Source organism: Dysgonomonas sp. ZJ709 (assembly GCF_011039195.1).
Classification (GTDB): Bacteria; Bacteroidota; Bacteroidia; order Bacteroidales; family Dysgonomonadaceae; genus Dysgonomonas.
Genome location: NZ_JAAKEM010000013.1, coordinates 105,427 through 122,536, shown reverse-complemented (window position 1 = coordinate 122,536; position 17,110 = coordinate 105,427). Strand labels below are relative to the sequence as shown.

Here is a 17,110-nt window from a genome sequence, read left to right as displayed (position 1 = left end):
AGGAATTTATAATGTTAATATTTGTTAGTAAAATGCAGGGCTTTATTAGAAGCTCTAGCGGATTTTACTTAACCGGTGGTATACTTTTCAATTATTTTAGTGGACTACTTTTCAATTATATTATACAGTTACATATAAAACCTATTGAAAAGAATTACAGATAGCAATAGGTTAATTTGACACATTTGTTTACTTTATAGGTGAATCTTGCTTATTTTTGCCGGCTTGTCTGAAAATCAAATTAAAAATTCTTTATTTGGCAATTTATGAATAAAAGAGACATTATCATTCAGGTATCACAAGAAACAGGTCTTTCGCAAGCAAATGTGCAGTCGGCGTTTGAATCAATTATTCAAGTGATAAAAGACTCAATAAGCATGGGGGAAAAAATTACAATCCAACATTTTGGAACTTTCCAGATAAAAGTATTTAAAGAAAAAAATGCATGGAATCCCAGAGATGAAGTATATAAAATTATACCATCTAAAAGGGTTATCAAATTCAAATCCACAATGCCGCAGAAGATAAGTAAAGCTGATAAGCCTACTCTTGTAAAATAAGAAAATGAGCTGCCTGTAATATCTTCGACAGTATTTCATTTACAACGACTTCAAATCAGCATCTATCATTTTATCCAATTTTATTTACAGCTATTTATTGCAATGTGTATTATGTTTTGTATACTACATATTGCAATAAATAGCTGTAAATAATTATATCCGGTATATTATTCATATTATGCACATTATTCTGATATAATCTGTATAAATTTGTCACCGAAAAATTATATTCAAAATCTTAGCTCATGTAGGGTACTATGCAGTGAAAAGGGAAATGAAAAGCTATTAATATTTATATATCAGGCAATTAACGCAACTGTAAAGATGTTAAAAGTGACACTTTTCACTTAGTTTTCGACTGTTACTTTTCTATGATCATTAAGCCACATGTGACCGCCATGCAGTATTTTTTACATTTATTTCAGAATTTAACCCGATTCCTATATCTAATAGATAAACATCAAAACACCTCTCCAATCAATTAACATTAAATATCTCAAAAGATAAAAACCGCATAGATATACCTTCGTGAAAAAGAGTTATATTTGTGCTTATTATCAGTTAGAATAAAAAGAGTACACAAGCACTATATGGCAAAAAAACCTATTCAGAAAAAGAAAACTCAAAATAAAGCAACTTCGTTTATCGAATTTATAAGAAAAGAGCGTTCTCGTTTCTTATTTGGCGTATGCTCGACATTTATTGGAGCATTCATTTTTCTGGGGCAAATTTCATTCTTTGTTACCGGAGCTGCCGACCAAAGTAAAGTAGTCAATCGATCGTTCTTTTCTCTTATTAGCGAAAAACAAGAGATAAGCAACTGGACGGGTGTTGCCGGAGCATTTATTTCGCAAAGACTCATTAACGAGTGGTTCGGAATATTTTCTCTTCTAATTGCCGTATTCCTTATCATTGTAGGACTTCAATGGATGAGAGTGATTCGCATTTCCCTTGTCAAAGCATTTATACTATCCACTTTTGCTCTTATATGGGGCTCGATCACAAGTTCATTTATCCTTTCGCGTTTTCTCGGCGACAGCCATATAGTTTGGGGTGGAGCACATGGTCAATACATAGAACAGTTGTTAGAAAATACAATCGGTATTCCCGGAGTGATGATGGCGATTCTTCTTTTATTGATTATTTTCCTTGTTATCACGAAAAAGACATCCGTAGAATTTTATCGTGGCTTATTCCGTAATCCGCTGAAAAGTAAAACCGATGATTCGTATGAGCCTGAACCGGAAGAGGAGTATGAAGAAGAGGAAGAACCCGAAACCGACAAAGAAAAGAAAAAATGGTTTAGCTGGCTTCCTTTCGTAAGAAAGAGAAGTACTAGTGTATTAGCTGAAGAGAAAGAAGAATTAATCCCCGATGAAGCTGCTCTGGTGAGCAATATACCTTTCGAAGCCCCGGTTGTATTGCAGGCTGATAAAGACTTTGAGATTATTGTTCCTAAAGACGAGGAATTTATTCCTATCAAACCTAGCAGGCCAATAACTTCGATAGCAAAAAATGATGATTTGGAAGATTCGATTCCCGAAGGTGAAGAACTTGAGGATTATGATCCGACACTCGATCTTTCACATTTTGCATTTCCATCGAGCGACCTATTGAGAGTCTATGATAATGGGAGCAAGGGTGTAGATATGGAAGAGCAAAATGCCAATAAAAGCAAGATTATTACAACCTTGCAAAATTACGGTATTGAGATCACTTCGATAAAAGCGACCGTAGGACCGACCATCACATTATATGAAATAGTACCAAAAGCAGGAGTGCGTATATCTAAAATCAGAAATCTGGAAGACGATATTGCTCTTAGTTTATCGGCTCTTGGCATTCGTATTATTGCTCCTATGCCAGGTAAAGGCACTATCGGAATAGAAGTGCCGAACAAGGATCCACAAATAGTATCGATGCAAACGGTTATAGGATCAAAGAAATTCCAAGAGTGCACATACGATCTTCCTGTTGCATTAGGGAAAACTATCACAAATGAAATTTTCATGTTCGACCTCTGTAAGATGCCCCATCTGCTTGTTGCAGGAGCGACAGGACAAGGAAAATCCGTCGGACTGAACGCAATTATTACATCATTGCTCTACAAAAAGCATCCTGCCGAAATGAAGATGGTGCTTGTAGACCCTAAGATGGTGGAATTCAATATCTATTCGAGAATAGAAAAACATTATCTGGCAAAACTGCCCGATTCGGAAAAAGCCATTATAACCGATGTAACGAAAGTGACACAAACGCTCAATTCGTTAACCAGAGAGATGGACGACCGCTATGAGCTATTGATGAATGCAGGTGTCCGCAATATAAAAGAATACAACGAGAAGTTCAAGAAACGCCGTCTTAACCCACTGAAAGGACATAAGTTCTTGCCTTATATAGTAGTTATCATAGATGAGTTTGGAGACCTGATCATGACTGCCGGCAAAGAGATAGAAATGCCTATCGCCCGTATTGCGCAAAAAGCCCGTGCCGTAGGTATCCATATGGTTATTGCGACACAGCGTCCGACCACAAATATCATCACCGGTACTATTAAAGCCAATTTCCCTGCCCGTATGGCATTCCGTGTGACATCGCAAATCGATTCGCGCACAATCCTCGACATGTCGGGCGCAAACCAACTGATAGGGCGTGGAGACTTACTTTTCTCGCAAGGCAGCGATCTGGTACGTATTCAATGTGCATTTGTAGATACACCTGAGGTAGAAGATATCGCCCGATACATCGGCGATCAGCATGGCTATCCAACAGCTTTCGATCTGCCTGAATATGTAGGTGAATCGAGCGAGGACAAAATAGGAGGAGTCGACCTCAACGACCGCGACTCGCTATTTGACGAAGCCGCCCGTTTGATTGTTGTGCATCAACAAGGTTCGACATCGCTAATACAACGAAAATTCTCGATAGGATATAATCGTGCAGGAAGATTGATGGATCAACTCGAAGCTGCCGGAATTGTCGGACCAACACAAGGAAGTAAAGCCCGTGATGTTTTAATCAGTGACGAATATAGCTTGGAACAAAAACTAAATTCTTTTCAATAAGAATCGGAATAAAACAATATATACGCAAGGTGTGTTTTAAACCTTTTGAGTGTAAATCGATCAATATAGAATAAAAACTTACAAAATATGAAATTCAAATTACTCCTACTCTTCCTATTTGCTGCGTCAATAAACAACCTGAGTGCACAAGATGCCCGTGCTATACTCGACAAAGCATCTGACGCATATAACAAAGCGGGAGGAGTTACTGCCAATTTCACTTTCGATACGAAAGATGCAAAAGCAAGTGCAACATATAGCTACGATGGCAAAGCGTATATGAAAGGTAATAAATTCAAAATAGAGATTCCTGACGGCATCACTTGGTTTGACGGAAAAACCCAATGGGTGTATGTCAAAGATACCGAAGAGGTAAATATTAGTAACCCTTCGGGCGATGAACTACAAGGGATCAGCCCATCGGCACTATTTAATATCTACAAGACCGGATTTAATCTTGTGTATAAAGGTGAGAAAAAAGCGAATGCTAAAAGCGTGCTGGAAGTAGAGATGACTCCTACAAAGAAAGGTAGCGATGTAACTAAAATAATCGTTCAGATAGATAAAGCAACTAGTATATTCTCAAAAATAACGATCATCGATAAGTCAGGTATGCAAAATATTTTGTCTATCAAAAATTATCAGACCGGCGTAAATCTAGCCGACACAATGTTCTCTTTCGATAAGAAAGACTATCCAAGAGCCGAAATCGTAGATTTGAGATAAGATAGATTTTGTTTATTAATCCATAAAAAATATGAAATGGATAAATTTTTTATTCATAAATAAATTCTATATCTTTGTGATAATTATAAACAAAACATATAAACCAACAACATTATGAACGAAAAAGTACGCTGTTTAATTATTGGTTCGGGACCTGCGGGATATACCGCTGCAATATACGCATCCAGAGCAAACCTTGCTCCGATACTGTATGAAGGAATTCAACCGGGCGGACAATTAACTACAACTACAGAGGTTGAAAATTTTCCCGGCTACCCGGAAGGTATAACCGGTCCGGAACTAATGGAAGACCTAAAAAAACAAGCGACACGATTTGGTGCAGATATCCGTAATGGTATTGCAACATCTGTCGATTTCAATTGCTATCCTAAAAAAGTAACCATTGATGGTGAAAAGGTAATAGAAGCCGATACAGTTATCATTTCAACAGGAGCTAGTGCCAAATATCTTGGTCTACCCGATGAAGCCAAATATGCCGGAATGGGTGTATCTGCATGTGCTACCTGCGACGGATTCTTCTATCGCAAAAAAGTAGTAGCTGTTGTAGGTGGTGGAGATACCGCTTGCGAAGAAGCAATCTACTTGGCCGGATTGGCGAGCAAAGTTTTTCTGATTGTGCGTAAATCATTCCTTCGTGCATCTAAAGTAATGCAAGACAGAGTAATGGCAAACGAAAAGATAGAAGTTCTTTTTGAATGTAATGCTGTTGGCTTATTCGGAGAAAACGGAGTAGAAGGCGTACATGTAGTAAGACATATGGGTGAAGCTAATGAAGAAAAATTCGACATAGCTGTTGATGGTTTCTTCCTAGCTATTGGTCATACACCTAACACCGAAATTTTCAAAGGACAATTAAATCTTGATTCAGTTGGCTACATTATAACTGAACCGGGAAGACCGACAACATGTGTAGAAGGTGTATTTGCTGCAGGTGACGTTGCAGACTCTATATATCGTCAGGCTATTACTGCTGCGGGTACCGGTTGCCAGGCAGCTATCGAAGCTGAAAGATATCTGAGCGAAAAAGGATTGTAATTAGATTCAATAAAATAACAGGAAGGGCGGTTCATTAATTGAGCCGCCCTTCTTTATTTACAGTTTAATTTTTAACTTTAAACCAAAATACAAAACTGATACATGAGCTGGAAAGACTACTTATATTTTCAGAAACAGGATAGAAATGCCATCATTTTATTATTATTCCTTATCGTTTTATGCGGAGGAGGATTTATCATTACAAAGCTGGTAAAAGATAAAAATATACCAGCCTTGAATGAAGACTATATAACTGAATTCGATACATTCCAATCCAGGTTAAAAACGATAGAAGCAGAAGAAAATCAGACACATTCGGATAAAACTTACACACAATCTTATCCCGAATATGCCCGTCAAGAAAAACTAAACAGTGGAGAAATAATCGAGCTTAATAAAGCCGATACTACGGATCTAAAGAAAATACCGGGAATAGGCACTGGTTTTGCCAACCGTATTGTAAAATATCGAAATTTATTAGGGGGTTACGCTTCTATTAATCAGCTAAAGGAAGTATGGGGAGTAGATGACGATCTGTTTGATAAGATCACACCATATATAGTATTACAAGGAAAGCCCAATCAGATAGCGATCAATAAAGCTGACTTCGGGCAGTTAAATAAGCATCCGTATATTAGCTACAAACAAGCCAAGGTTATTTTAGATATACGCGATAGAAAAGGCAATATCGAATCGATCAATCGGCTTACTTTACTTGAAGAGTTTACGGAGAACGATATTAATCGACTGAAAGACTATATCAGCTTCGATTAAATATAATACTCTGCAACATCTATTATACCTGCACGCATTGCATACTTAGTAGCTTCGTGTACATTGTTAACTTCCAATTTGCGAAATATATTCTTACGGTGAGTTATAATTGTATGAAAACTGAGATTTCGGGTAGCAGCAATCTCTTTAGTTGTTTTCCCTAGAGCTATCTCTTTTAATATTTCCTTTTCTGTGGCAGTTAGTGTATGATCATTTTTTTCGACATTAGGCTTTTGTGCAGACAATAATTGATTGGTAACTCTTCCGCAAATAAAACGTTCGTTTCGAAGAAGATGAACCAATCCTGCATTTATTTCGTCCAGATCGCAAGATTTAAGTACAACACTAAAAGCCTCACAGCTAAATAGCAATCGCCTCAAGAATTCGCCACTCAATTCGTCAGAAAACAGAAGCCATCGGCTATCTGCAAATCGGGAACTCACATTTAAGAGATCATCTACACTTACAAAATCGGAAAGAGAATAATCCAAAATAACCACAGAATCGGGCTGAGACGATAATAGTTTTATCAACTCCTTTTTATCATCAGCCTTAATAACAGATGATGCATTTTTCGAATCACGCAGTAATGACTCTATGCCTATGCGTGTAATATCCTGCCTATCTACTACAATAACATTTTTCATCAATTTCACAATTGGTTAATTTCAAAAGTAATCATTTTTTCAAGAAAAACTTACTAAAAAACTGCATTTGATAATCTATTGCATTATTCCAATATCCATGGCTATGATCTCCGGGACGAACAATATAGTCATGAAGAATATTTCTAGAAAGCATTTCTTTATGTAATTTTTCGTTTACATCATAAAAAAAATCATCCTTCCCGCAATCAAAAATGATAGCCAATGCACCGGGTTTTATTTTATCCAACTGTGTAATTACTGTATGCTCATCCCAAACTTTAGGATTTTGCTTATATGTACCCAGTGATTTACTCATCTCCCAATTATTTGGAAAAGGACGGATATCGACACCACCACTCATCGAACCACAAGCACCAAATACATCGGGATGATTGATACCCAGCCATAAACCGCCATGTCCTCCCATACTGAATCCAGTGATCGCCCGACCTTTTGGCGTAGCCAAAGTATTATATTGTTTGTCAATGTAATCAACTAACTCCTTACTTAAATACGTTTCAAATTGCAACTTAGGATTTATAGGGCTATCCCAATACCAACTGTTCTGTCCGTCAGGACAAACAACAATCATCCCCCACTTGGTTGCATCCTGCGGAAGTGTTTTCTTTGTACCATTCACCCATGTATCGTAACGACCGCCATGACCATGCAAAAGATATAGCACAGGATATTTTACATCCTTAGTTTTATCATAACCATCCGGGAGTATTACTACGTTCTTTATACTCCGTCCCATTTTGTTACTATATACTTCTACCGTATCGACAAAAGCAATAGATTCAGTAGGCTGAACTGCATACGCACATGACGGTGTCCCCAACAGGAGAACAAAACAGAATAGATATAAAATATTTAATTGCTTTTTCATATACTTGCACTTTTTTATTTATTCTTCTTTCTTCTTGCTAAAAGCTTTTTTTGCCCATCGGGGAACAATTATAGCTCCCACAAATAAATAATTGTAATAGGTGAGCAATCGCCACAGCAAAGCAATTATAGGCACAACACCAACAAATGGTATAAACTCACCTAAGTACTGTTTGAAAACGACTTCGCTAATTCCACTCGCTCCAGGGGTAGGGCTTATCATCATCAACACCCACATTACAAACTGCCGAGCAAAAATCAACAGGTTATCGTATACCGGAAAAAACGCAATAAACAGCGAATTCACCACCAGATATCGGGAGAACCATGAGAGGATTGTAGCAACGATCAAAGGGAACCAATAAGATAGCGTCTTTCCTCGTATTTCGCGCGAACTGATTATCAAATCGTCTCCCGCCTTAACTGCACTTCGATGCCAACGATTTAAAAACGGTAATCTGAATATTTTTATAATAAGCCACCGTATAACCTGCGGTTTAAAGAAAAGACCGATTATCAATAATGTGCACAATAGGGCTTTCATTATATAGGCTACAATGAAAAAGATAAACACACTGGTTCCTACAGTCGAGGCATCGCCAAATAACTCGCTAACAGGAATAAATAACAATAAAACGGGAAAAGTGACTACAAAAAATAGTTCGTCCAACAATAAGGTAACAAATACCATAGCAGTACTTTTACCTACGGGAATGTTTTCTTTAGATAAGAAGATTACAGCCATACTCGACCCACCGACAGACGACGGGGTTATAGCTGTACCAAATTCGGCTAAGAAGGTCACCTTTAAACACTGTTTCCAAGACAGTTGCTTCTCAGTAAGATAGCGGTAACGAATAGTGAAACCGATATCTCTACCCAACATGAAACAAAAAGCGATAAAAATCCAAAAGACAGTATGCCCGGTTATTGATATCTGCTTCAGGTCTTCAATATTAAACTCCTTGCCAAACATATACAGAATAACCCCTACCCCAATAAAAGTGGGCAGAAGAATCTTCCATATATTAAGGCTTTGCGACGACTTTTCCATTTATTACGATTCAATTCAGACAAAAATAACAAAACATTTCGTCATTTTCTTTTCTTTCGTACATTTACATGCTAATAAGCTTACTGCAAACTAAAAATAGATGATAAAAAAATATAAGGATATAATAACATCATATATAAAACACCTTCTTACCAAATATAAAAACAGTAAAAGAAGGTATCAGATAATGATCCCTTCTTGTTTTATTCTGCTTATTTGGTATATATTATCCCTACCCTCTCCCTTATTCGATGTTCCATACAGTACAGTCGTTTCAGACAGAGATAACGAATTATTGGGAGCCCGTATTGCCGACGATCAGCAATGGCGTTTTCCCCCGTCAGACTCTATTCCAGATAAATATAAAACATGCCTTATAGAATTCGAAGATCAGCATTTCCGCTACCATTGGGGAGTCAATTTACTTTCAGTAGCACGTGCCGCGAAACAGAATGTTGCAAAAGGAAGAATTGTAAGCGGAGCAAGCACGATCACCATGCAAACGATTCGTCTTTCGCGCAAAGAGAGCCGAACTTTTGGCGAAAAACTAATTGAAGTAATATTGGCCACACGTCTGGAATTTTCTTGCTCTAAAGACGAAATACTCAACCTATATGCCTCACACGCACCTATGGGCGGAAATGTAGTAGGCATAGAGGCTGCCTCGTGGCGGTATTTCGGGCACGATATAAAATATCTGTCGTGGGCAGAAGCAGCAACACTGGCTGTTTTACCCAATTCACCTTCATTGATGCACTTCGGAAAAAACCGAGATAAACTGTTGACTAAAAGAAATAAACTTCTGGAGCAACTATATAGTAAAGGCATCATAGATAAAATAGATTATGAACTCGCCACATCAGAGTTACTCCCACCCCATCCGCTAGCGCTTCCACAGACAGCTCCTCATTTAGTAACCAAGTTATATAAAGAAGAGGGAGGAAAACATATTATATCTACAATAGACAAATACCAACAAGAACGTACAGAATCTATCTTAACACGTTGGAATGCCGAATTTGCTCAGAATGGGGTTAATAACATAGCAGCTCTAGTGATTGATATTGAAAAGAATGAAGTTATTGCCTATTGCGGAAATGTACATTTCGAGAAAAGTATATCAGCCAATCAAGTTGATGTGATACAAGCACCCCGGAGTACAGGCAGTATACTAAAACCATTTCTTTATTGTGCCATGCTACAGGAAGGTCAACTATTGCCCAACCAATTGCTAGCCGATGTACCGATCAATCTAAACGGATTCGCACCTAAAAATTTCAGCTTGCAATACGATGGAGCCGCTCCTGCTTCCGAGGCTCTGGCTCGCTCCCTAAACGTCCCATTTGTCGTTTCGCTCCGCAACTATAGTGTTCCTAAATTTTACAATTTACTTAAAGAGGCAGGAATGACTACTTTAAGCCGATCTGCCGATAATTACGGCTTATCTCTCATTCTCGGTGGTGCAGAAGGCAAACTGTGGGATATCAGCTGCATGTACTTGCAGATGGCTCAATCGGTAAATGATTTTAACGACGATGGCAGATATTACCAGCACAAGCCTCTTGCCTACATATTGAAGGACGACAATAATGAAAAAGGAGACCGCAACAGACAACCTATATTCACTGCAGGAGCATCATGGCTCACGCTTGAGGCATTAACGAATGTCAACCGACCCGAAGAGATAGACTGGCGATCAATCCCCTCTATGCAAAAAATAGCATGGAAAACCGGCACCAGCTTTGGATTTAGAGATGGTTGGGCAGTAGGAGTCAACCCTAAATATGTAGTGGGTGTCTGGGTAGGTAATTCCGATGGCGAGGGTCGCCCGGGGCTAACCGGAGCACGCACTGCCGGAATGGTATTGTTCGATATATTTAATTCTCTGCCTCAGAGCAGATGGTTTGCACAGCCAACAGACGATTTGGTACAAGCTGAGACTTGTCGCGAAAGTGGTTGTTTAAAAAGTATTAATTGTCCCGAATCATCGGCAGATACGACATGGATACCTAAAAAAGGATTAGATGCGGCGGTATGTGCTTATCACAAATTAGTACATCTGTCAGAAGATATGCAATACCAAGTATATGAGGACTGTGCCGGCAGTAGGGGCATTGTGCATACATCGTGGTTTATTCTTCCCCCATCGTGGGAATGGTATTATAAAGAACAGCACCCCGTCTATCGTGCACTTCCACCCTATTCGCCCGAGTGCAGAAAAGACTCGAACGTGAAATTAATGGAATTCATTTATCCGTTTCCGAATACAACTGTAAATTTACCTAAACAGCTGGATGGGTCTGAAGGACAAATTGTATTCGAGTTGGCTCATCGTTCTCCCCACAATCGTGTATTCTGGCATTTGGATAACGAATTCATTGGTGAAACAAAAGATTTTCATAAAAAGGAATATACTCCGTCGAAAGGTGAACATAGATTAACCGTAGTTGATGAAACAGGGGCGAGCCTTTCAATAAAATTTTCAGTAAAATAGACAAAGAGTAATACACTTCTAAACAGATACTTACATTGTTTTCGTAAAATAAATTGAAAAAAGATGAAAAAATTACAAATACAAATGCAGCGTTTGGGATTGGAATGCGTCTTCTATTTAGACAAGTAATCATAAACGTTATGTAACTATTGCTTGCGAAGACTTTCCAACCTTACTAAACAGAACTGAATGCTACATTCGTTAAGGCTCTCGCCTTAATTATAAGATCGCTAAACTTACAAAAACAAAAAAGTATCCTAAAATTAGGATACTTTTTTGTTTTTATACGCATAGCGTAACTTCTTATTCTTCTGTTTTAGGAGTTTCCTCACTAACCACAGGAGCTTCAGGAGCTACTTCAGCTTTTTTAGTAGATGCTTTTGCTTCTGTTGCAACAACTTCATCTTTCTTCTTAGCAGAAGATCTACGAGTTTTACCCTTAGCAGCAGCTTTCTTCTCTTTCAACATATTTTCGTTGTAATCAACTAGCTCAATAAAACACATTGAAGCATTATCTCCCAGACGTGCGCCTGTTTTGATAATACGTGTGTATCCTCCCGGACGATCAGCTACTTTCTGAGATACATTTTGGAATAACTCAGTTACAGCAGCTTTGCTTTGAAGGTCTTGAAATACTAAACGTCTTGAGTGAGTAGTATCTTCTTTTGATTTATTGATAATAGGTTCAACAACTTTTCTTAAAGCTTTCGCTTTAGCAACAGTTGTAAAGATGCGCTTATGCATAATCAAGGATACGCACATATTAGATAACATAGCATTTCTATGCGAGCTAGTACGTCCTAAATGATTAAATTTCTTATTATGTCTCATATAGCTTATTACTCTTTGTCTAATTTATATTTAGAAATATCCATTCCAAAAGAAAGATTCAGGCTATCTAATAATTCATCAAGCTCAGTAAGAGATTTCTTACCAAAGTTTCTGAATTTAAGAAGATCATTCTTATTGAATTGAACAAGTTCTCCTAAAGTTTCTACTTCTGCCGACTTCAAACAGTTAAGAGCACGAACCGAAAGGTTCATATCTGCCAACTTAGTTTTAAGTAACTGACGCATGTGAAGTATCTCTTCGTCAAACTCTTCGTTACCATCAGCCTCACTTTGTTCAAGAAGGATCTTCTCGTCCGAGAACAACATAAAGTGATGAATAAGAATTTTAGCTGCTTCTTTCAAAGCATCTTTGGGATGAATAGATCCATCGGTCGCTATTTCTATTACTAGTTTCTCGTAATCCGTTTTTTGTTCTACACGATAGTTCTCGATAGAATATTTTACGTTACGAATAGGAGTATAAATAGAATCAACAGCTATAACATTAACATCGTCGGATAGATTACGATTCTCGTCAGCAGGCACATATCCACGTCCTTTGTTAATATTCAACTCGATTTGAAAGTTTGCACTCTTATCTAAACGACAAATTTCGAGATCAGGGTTTAAAACTTCAAATCCTGATAGATGTTTTCCAATATCTCCAGCTTTGAATACTTCTGTACCTGAGATAGTAATACTTACTTTCTCATTTTCGATCTCTTCTACGATTTGCTTAAATCTAACTTGTTTTAAGTTTAGAATGATGTTTGTAACATCTTCTATAACTCCCGGTACTGTAGCAAACTCATGCTCAACACCATCGATTTTTATAGATGTGATTGCAAAACCTTCAAGAGACGAAAGCAGAATACGACGTAGAGCATTACCAACAGTAATACCATAGCCTGGTTCTAAGGGACGAAACTCGAATTTTCCGAAGAAATCATCCGCTTCTAACATCAATACTTTATCCGGTTTCTGAAATGCCAATATAGCCATGAAAATTTATTATTTAGAATACAATTCTACGATCAACTGTTCTTTTATGTTTTCTGGAATATCTGCTCTCTCTGGAATATGCAGATATTTACCTGTCATAGATGCTTGATCCCACTCGATCCAAGGATATTTACTATGATTGAATCCTGATAATGCATCATTAACAACCTCTAGAGATTTAGATTTCTCACGAACTCCAATTTGCTGTCCCGGTTTTACCGAATATGAAGGGATGTTCACAACTTTACCATCTACCACAATGTGACGATGAGAAACAAGCTGACGTGCAGCTGCTCTTGTTGGAGCCAAACCTAAACGATAAACGAGGTTATCCAACCTAGATTCTAGGAATTGGAGTAATAACTCACCGGTAATACCACGTGAGCTCAATGCTTTTTCAAATAAATTACGGAATTGTTTTTCAAGAACTCCATAAGTATATTTAGCTTTTTGCTTTTCACGTAATTGGATTCCGTACTCAGAAGATTTTTTCTTTCTTCCGTTACCATGTTGTCCCGGAGGATAGTTCTTTCTTGATAGAACTTTATCAGGTCCGAATATTGGCTCACCGAATTTACGGGCGATTCTTGATTTTGGTCCAGTATACCTTGCCATTTTCTTTCTTAATTAATAATTAAACGAAAGCTAAAATTGTGCAGCCGCGATTACAGAGAGGGTCATTTGTAATCAAAATCACAATTGAAGTTTTCAACTTCTTAAATTTGATTAAACTCTTCTGTGTTTTGGAGGGCGACATCCATTGTGAGGAAGCGGAGTAACGTCAACAATTTCTGTTACTTCTATTCCTGTAGCGTGAACTGTACGAATAGCAGATTCACGTCCGTTACCAGGACCTTTCACAAACACTTTCACTTTTCTTAAACCAAGATCAAATGCAACTTTAGCACAATCCTGTGCTGCCATTTGTGCTGCATAAGGGGTATTTTTTTTAGAACTTCTAAAACCCATCTTTCCAGCTGACGACCAACTTATAACTTGGCCTTCGCTGTTTGTAATCGATATAATAATGTTATTGAAAGAAGAATGCACATGAACTTCTCCGTTTGCATCGATCTTAACATTTCTTTTTTTCGCTGCGACTGTTTTCTTTGCCATATCAACTTAATTATTTTGTAGCTTTTTTCTTGTTAGCAACAGTTTTCTTTCTTCCCTTACGTGTACGGGCGTTGTTTTTAGTACCTTGTCCTCTTAATGGTAAACCAATACGGTGACGGATACCTCTATAGCAACCGATATCCATCAATCGCTTGATGTTCAATTGCACTTCAGAACGTAAATCTCCCTCTACTTTGAATCTTGTAGAAATAATTTCACGGATTTGACCTGCTTGGTCATCGTTCCAGTCTTTAACTTTGATATCTCTATCAATCCCTGCTTCAGCAAGAATTTTGTTAGCAGAACTACGTCCGATACCAAAAATGTATGTCAAAGCGATCTCGCCTCTCTTATTTTGTGGTAAATCGACCCCAACTATTCTTATTGCCATATATTCTTTAGATTAATTTGCAAAATTAATAAATTATCCTTGACGTTGCTTGAACTTAGGATTTTTTTTGTTTATTACGTATAAGCGTCCGTTTCTTCTGACAATCTTGCAGTCTGCAGTACGCTTCTTTAATGATGCTCTTACTTTCATATCTTCGTTTTTTATTTGTATCTAAATGAAATTCGTCCTTTGGTCAGATCATAGGGAGACATCTCTACACGTACTCTATCTCCGGGAAGTATTTTTATATAATGCATACGCATTTTTCCCGAAATATGTGCGGTTATTTCGTGTCCGTTTTCCAACTCTACACGAAACATTGCATTAGAGAGTGCTTCTATGATTACTCCGTCTTGTTCTATTGCTGATTGCTTAGCCATAAATATATTAAAAAATTAAATTGCTCTATCTCCTAAAACAGATTCTATAAACTCAAATGTCGAAAGAATATCAGCTTTTCCTTCGCGGATAGCCACAGTATGCTCAAAATGTGCCGAAGGTTTGTGATCTTTGGTTCTTACTGTCCAGCCATCACTTTCGAAAACAACATTTTTACTTCCCATGTTGATCATTGGCTCTATGGCAATACACATTCCCTTTTTAAGCAAAGGACCTGTGCCTCGTTTTCCATAGTTAGGAACTTCGGGCGATTCATGCATCTTTCGACCAATGCCGTGCCCTACAAGTTCGCGAACAACCGAGTAGCGATGTTTTTCGCAATATGTTTGGATCTCATTTCCAATATCTCCAATACGATTACCTTCTACTGCTTTTCCTATCCCCAGATAAAGAGACTCTTTGGTTGTTCTTAGTAATGCTTTCACATCTTCGGCTACTTCTCCTACACAAAAAGTATAGGCTGAGTCGCCACAAAAACCATTCTTCTCAGTACCACAGTCAACGGATATTATATCTCCTTCTTTCATTACATATTCGGAAGGGAAACCATGAACAACATTTTCATTTACCGAGATACACAGCGAAAATGGAAAACCATTATAACCCAAAAAAGATGGGACAGCACCATGACTACGAATAAACTCTTCTGCTATTTTATTTAAATGCAGGGTTGTTACTCCTGGTTGAACGTGTTTGGCAACCTCTCCGAGGGTCATACCCACCAGTCGGTTGCTCTCACGCATCAATTCGATTTCTTCGTCTGTTTTCAGAAATATCATTATAGCTTCTTAATATGCAGCGATTGAACCTGAACGACCTTTAATTCTACCTGTTTTCAACAAGCCATCATAGTGTCTCATCAATAAGTGACTCTCTATTTGTTGTAGTGTGTCTAACACAACACCAACAAGAATCAGCAATGATGTTCCACCAAAGAATTGAGCGAATTCACGGCTCACGCCAAAATAACTTGCGAAGGCAGGAAGTATAGCAACTAAAGCCAAGAATAGTGAGCCCGGCAATGTGATGCGAGACATAACTTGGTCAATATAGTCTGCTGTCTTCTTACCGGGCTTGATACCAGGAATGAATCCATTATTACGTTTCAATTCGTCAGCCATCTGAACCGGATTTATTGTCATAGCAGTATAAAACCATGTAAAGAGAATGATAAGAAGTGCAAATACAAGATTATACCAAACACTGGTATGATCCATAAATGCAGCCCAAAAGCCACTTTCTTTAGCAGAGAATCCTGCGATAGTAATTGGAATAAACATAATTGCCTGAGCAAAGATGATAGGCATCACGTTAGCCGCATTCACTTTCAAAGGAATATACTGACGTGCACCACCATATTGTTTGTTACCAACTACTCGTTTAGCATACTGAACCGGTATTCTACGTGTACCTTGTACAAGAAGAATGGCTCCAGCTATGATCAATAGTAATAGAACGATTTCGGCTAAGAACATTACCAAACCTCCGGCCTGATTAGTTAAGCGAGATGTAAACTCACCAATTAATGCATGCGGAAGACGGGCAATAATACCTACTAGGATGATAAATGAAATACCATTACCTACACCTTTATCAGTAATACGCTCTCCTAACCATAGTACAAACATACTACCTCCAGCCAAAATAATGGTAGAAGGTACTAGAAAGTCCCAAAATCCACCGGGAGCAGCGTTACCTAAAGCTCCTAATAAATAAGCAGGTCCTTGGAATAAAAGAATCGCAACTGTAAGATAGCGGGTATATTGGTTCATTTTAGTACGACCACTTTCTCCTTCTCTTTGCAGTTTTTGAAAATATGGCACAGCCATACCCAGCAATTGTATAACAATAGACGCTGAGATATAAGGCATGATACCTAATGCAAAGATAGAGGCATTAGCGAACGCTCCTCCGGAAAACATATTAAGTAGTCCGAGCAGCCCGCCCGATGCTTTTGATTCTAATGCAGCAAGTGCAGCAGGATCAACTCCGGGAAGTACGACAAATGACCCAAATCGATAGATCACTACAAAAAAGAAAGTAATGAGGAGTCTCTTTCTGAGATCCTCAATCTTCCATATATTTTCTATCGTTTTAATGAATCCCAT

18 protein-coding genes are annotated in these 17,110 nt (G+C 38.0%); 6 read left to right on the top strand and 12 right to left on the bottom strand.

The genetic code is table 11. The features are described from left to right. Positions 1–266: 266 nt before the first annotated feature. The 5 genes from G7Y56_RS10685 (at position 267) to G7Y56_RS10665 (ending at position 6,181) form a co-directional block, all read left to right on the top strand. Positions 267–560, top strand: coding sequence for an HU family DNA-binding protein (locus tag G7Y56_RS10685; protein WP_165043310.1), 294 nt, complete (start codon positions 267–269; stop codon positions 558–560). 590 nt (positions 561–1,150) lie between these two features. After that, positions 1,151–3,625, top strand: coding sequence for a DNA translocase FtsK (locus tag G7Y56_RS10680; RefSeq protein ID WP_165043308.1), 2,475 nt, complete (start codon positions 1,151–1,153; stop codon positions 3,623–3,625). 87 nt (positions 3,626–3,712) lie between these two features. Further along, positions 3,713–4,351 (top strand): LolA-like putative outer membrane lipoprotein chaperone, encoded by a 639-nt coding sequence (locus G7Y56_RS10675; RefSeq protein WP_165043306.1) that lies wholly within the window; start codon positions 3,713–3,715, stop codon positions 4,349–4,351. Positions 4,352–4,465: 114 nt separating this feature from the next. Beyond that, positions 4,466–5,407, top strand: coding sequence for a thioredoxin-disulfide reductase (gene trxB, locus G7Y56_RS10670; RefSeq protein WP_165043304.1), 942 nt, complete (start codon positions 4,466–4,468; stop codon positions 5,405–5,407). 102 nt (positions 5,408–5,509) lie between these two features. After that, complete coding sequence (locus G7Y56_RS10665) at positions 5,510–6,181, top strand: helix-hairpin-helix domain-containing protein (RefSeq protein WP_165043302.1); 672 nt, start codon at positions 5,510–5,512, stop codon at positions 6,179–6,181. Here G7Y56_RS10665 and G7Y56_RS10660 read toward each other — a convergent pair. Genes G7Y56_RS10660 through G7Y56_RS10650 form a run of 3 tightly spaced genes read right to left on the bottom strand, consistent with a single transcriptional unit; the run spans position 6,178 to position 8,770 of the window. Then, the gene (locus G7Y56_RS10660; RefSeq protein WP_165020974.1) at positions 6,178–6,828 is read right to left on the bottom strand and encodes a response regulator transcription factor; all 651 of its coding nucleotides are present in this window, start codon (positions 6,826–6,828) and stop codon (positions 6,178–6,180) included. The genes G7Y56_RS10665 and G7Y56_RS10660 overlap by 4 nt on opposite strands. Before the next feature lie 31 nt (positions 6,829–6,859). Beyond that, complete coding sequence (locus G7Y56_RS10655) at positions 6,860–7,717, bottom strand: alpha/beta hydrolase family protein (protein ID WP_165020975.1); 858 nt, start codon at positions 7,715–7,717, stop codon at positions 6,860–6,862. Between the two features lie 18 nt (positions 7,718–7,735). Continuing rightward, the gene (locus G7Y56_RS10650; protein WP_165043300.1) at positions 7,736–8,770 is read right to left on the bottom strand and encodes a lysylphosphatidylglycerol synthase transmembrane domain-containing protein; all 1,035 of its coding nucleotides are present in this window, start codon (positions 8,768–8,770) and stop codon (positions 7,736–7,738) included. Between the two features lie 187 nt (positions 8,771–8,957). On the opposite strand from G7Y56_RS10650, the gene pbpC reads away from it, so the two are divergent. Further along, on the top strand, positions 8,958–11,264 hold the full coding sequence (pbpC, locus tag G7Y56_RS10645; RefSeq protein ID WP_370457686.1) for a penicillin-binding protein 1C: 2,307 nt from the start codon (positions 8,958–8,960) through the stop codon (positions 11,262–11,264). 303 nt (positions 11,265–11,567) lie between these two features. Here pbpC and rplQ read toward each other — a convergent pair whose 3' ends face one another. The 9 genes from rplQ to secY form a co-directional block, all read right to left on the bottom strand. Next, positions 11,568–12,095, bottom strand: a complete 528-nt coding sequence (gene rplQ / locus G7Y56_RS10640) for a 50S ribosomal protein L17 (RefSeq protein WP_165020978.1) — start codon at positions 12,093–12,095, stop codon at positions 11,568–11,570. Positions 12,096–12,103: 8 nt separating this feature from the next. After that, a complete protein-coding gene (locus G7Y56_RS10635) occupies positions 12,104–13,096 on the bottom strand; it encodes a DNA-directed RNA polymerase subunit alpha (RefSeq protein WP_165043296.1) in 993 nt (330 codons plus the stop codon). 9 nt (positions 13,097–13,105) lie between these two features. After that, positions 13,106–13,711 carry a 30S ribosomal protein S4 gene (gene rpsD / locus G7Y56_RS10630; protein ID WP_165020980.1) on the bottom strand — a complete coding sequence of 202 codons (606 nt, stop codon included), beginning with the start codon at positions 13,709–13,711 and terminating at the stop codon, positions 13,106–13,108. A 111-nt stretch (positions 13,712–13,822) separates the two neighbouring features. After that, on the bottom strand, positions 13,823–14,212 hold the full coding sequence (gene rpsK / locus G7Y56_RS10625) for a 30S ribosomal protein S11 (protein WP_165020981.1): 390 nt from the start codon (positions 14,210–14,212) through the stop codon (positions 13,823–13,825). A 10-nt stretch (positions 14,213–14,222) separates the two neighbouring features. Further along, positions 14,223–14,603, bottom strand: coding sequence for a 30S ribosomal protein S13 (gene rpsM / locus G7Y56_RS10620; RefSeq protein WP_165020982.1), 381 nt, complete (start codon positions 14,601–14,603; stop codon positions 14,223–14,225). Between the two features lie 33 nt (positions 14,604–14,636). Continuing rightward, complete coding sequence (ykgO, locus tag G7Y56_RS10615) at positions 14,637–14,753, bottom strand: type B 50S ribosomal protein L36 (RefSeq protein ID WP_165020983.1); 117 nt, start codon at positions 14,751–14,753, stop codon at positions 14,637–14,639. Positions 14,754–14,764: 11 nt separating this feature from the next. Beyond that, the gene (gene infA, locus G7Y56_RS10610; protein WP_165020984.1) at positions 14,765–14,983 is read right to left on the bottom strand and encodes a translation initiation factor IF-1; all 219 of its coding nucleotides are present in this window, start codon (positions 14,981–14,983) and stop codon (positions 14,765–14,767) included. 15 nt (positions 14,984–14,998) lie between these two features. Next, a complete protein-coding gene (gene map, locus G7Y56_RS10605; protein ID WP_165020985.1) occupies positions 14,999–15,781 on the bottom strand; it encodes a type I methionyl aminopeptidase in 783 nt (260 codons plus the stop codon). Positions 15,782–15,790: 9 nt separating this feature from the next. After that, positions 15,791–17,110: a preprotein translocase subunit SecY gene (gene secY / locus G7Y56_RS10600; protein ID WP_165020986.1), complete on the bottom strand. Its 1,320-nt coding sequence runs from the start codon at positions 17,108–17,110 to the stop codon at positions 15,791–15,793.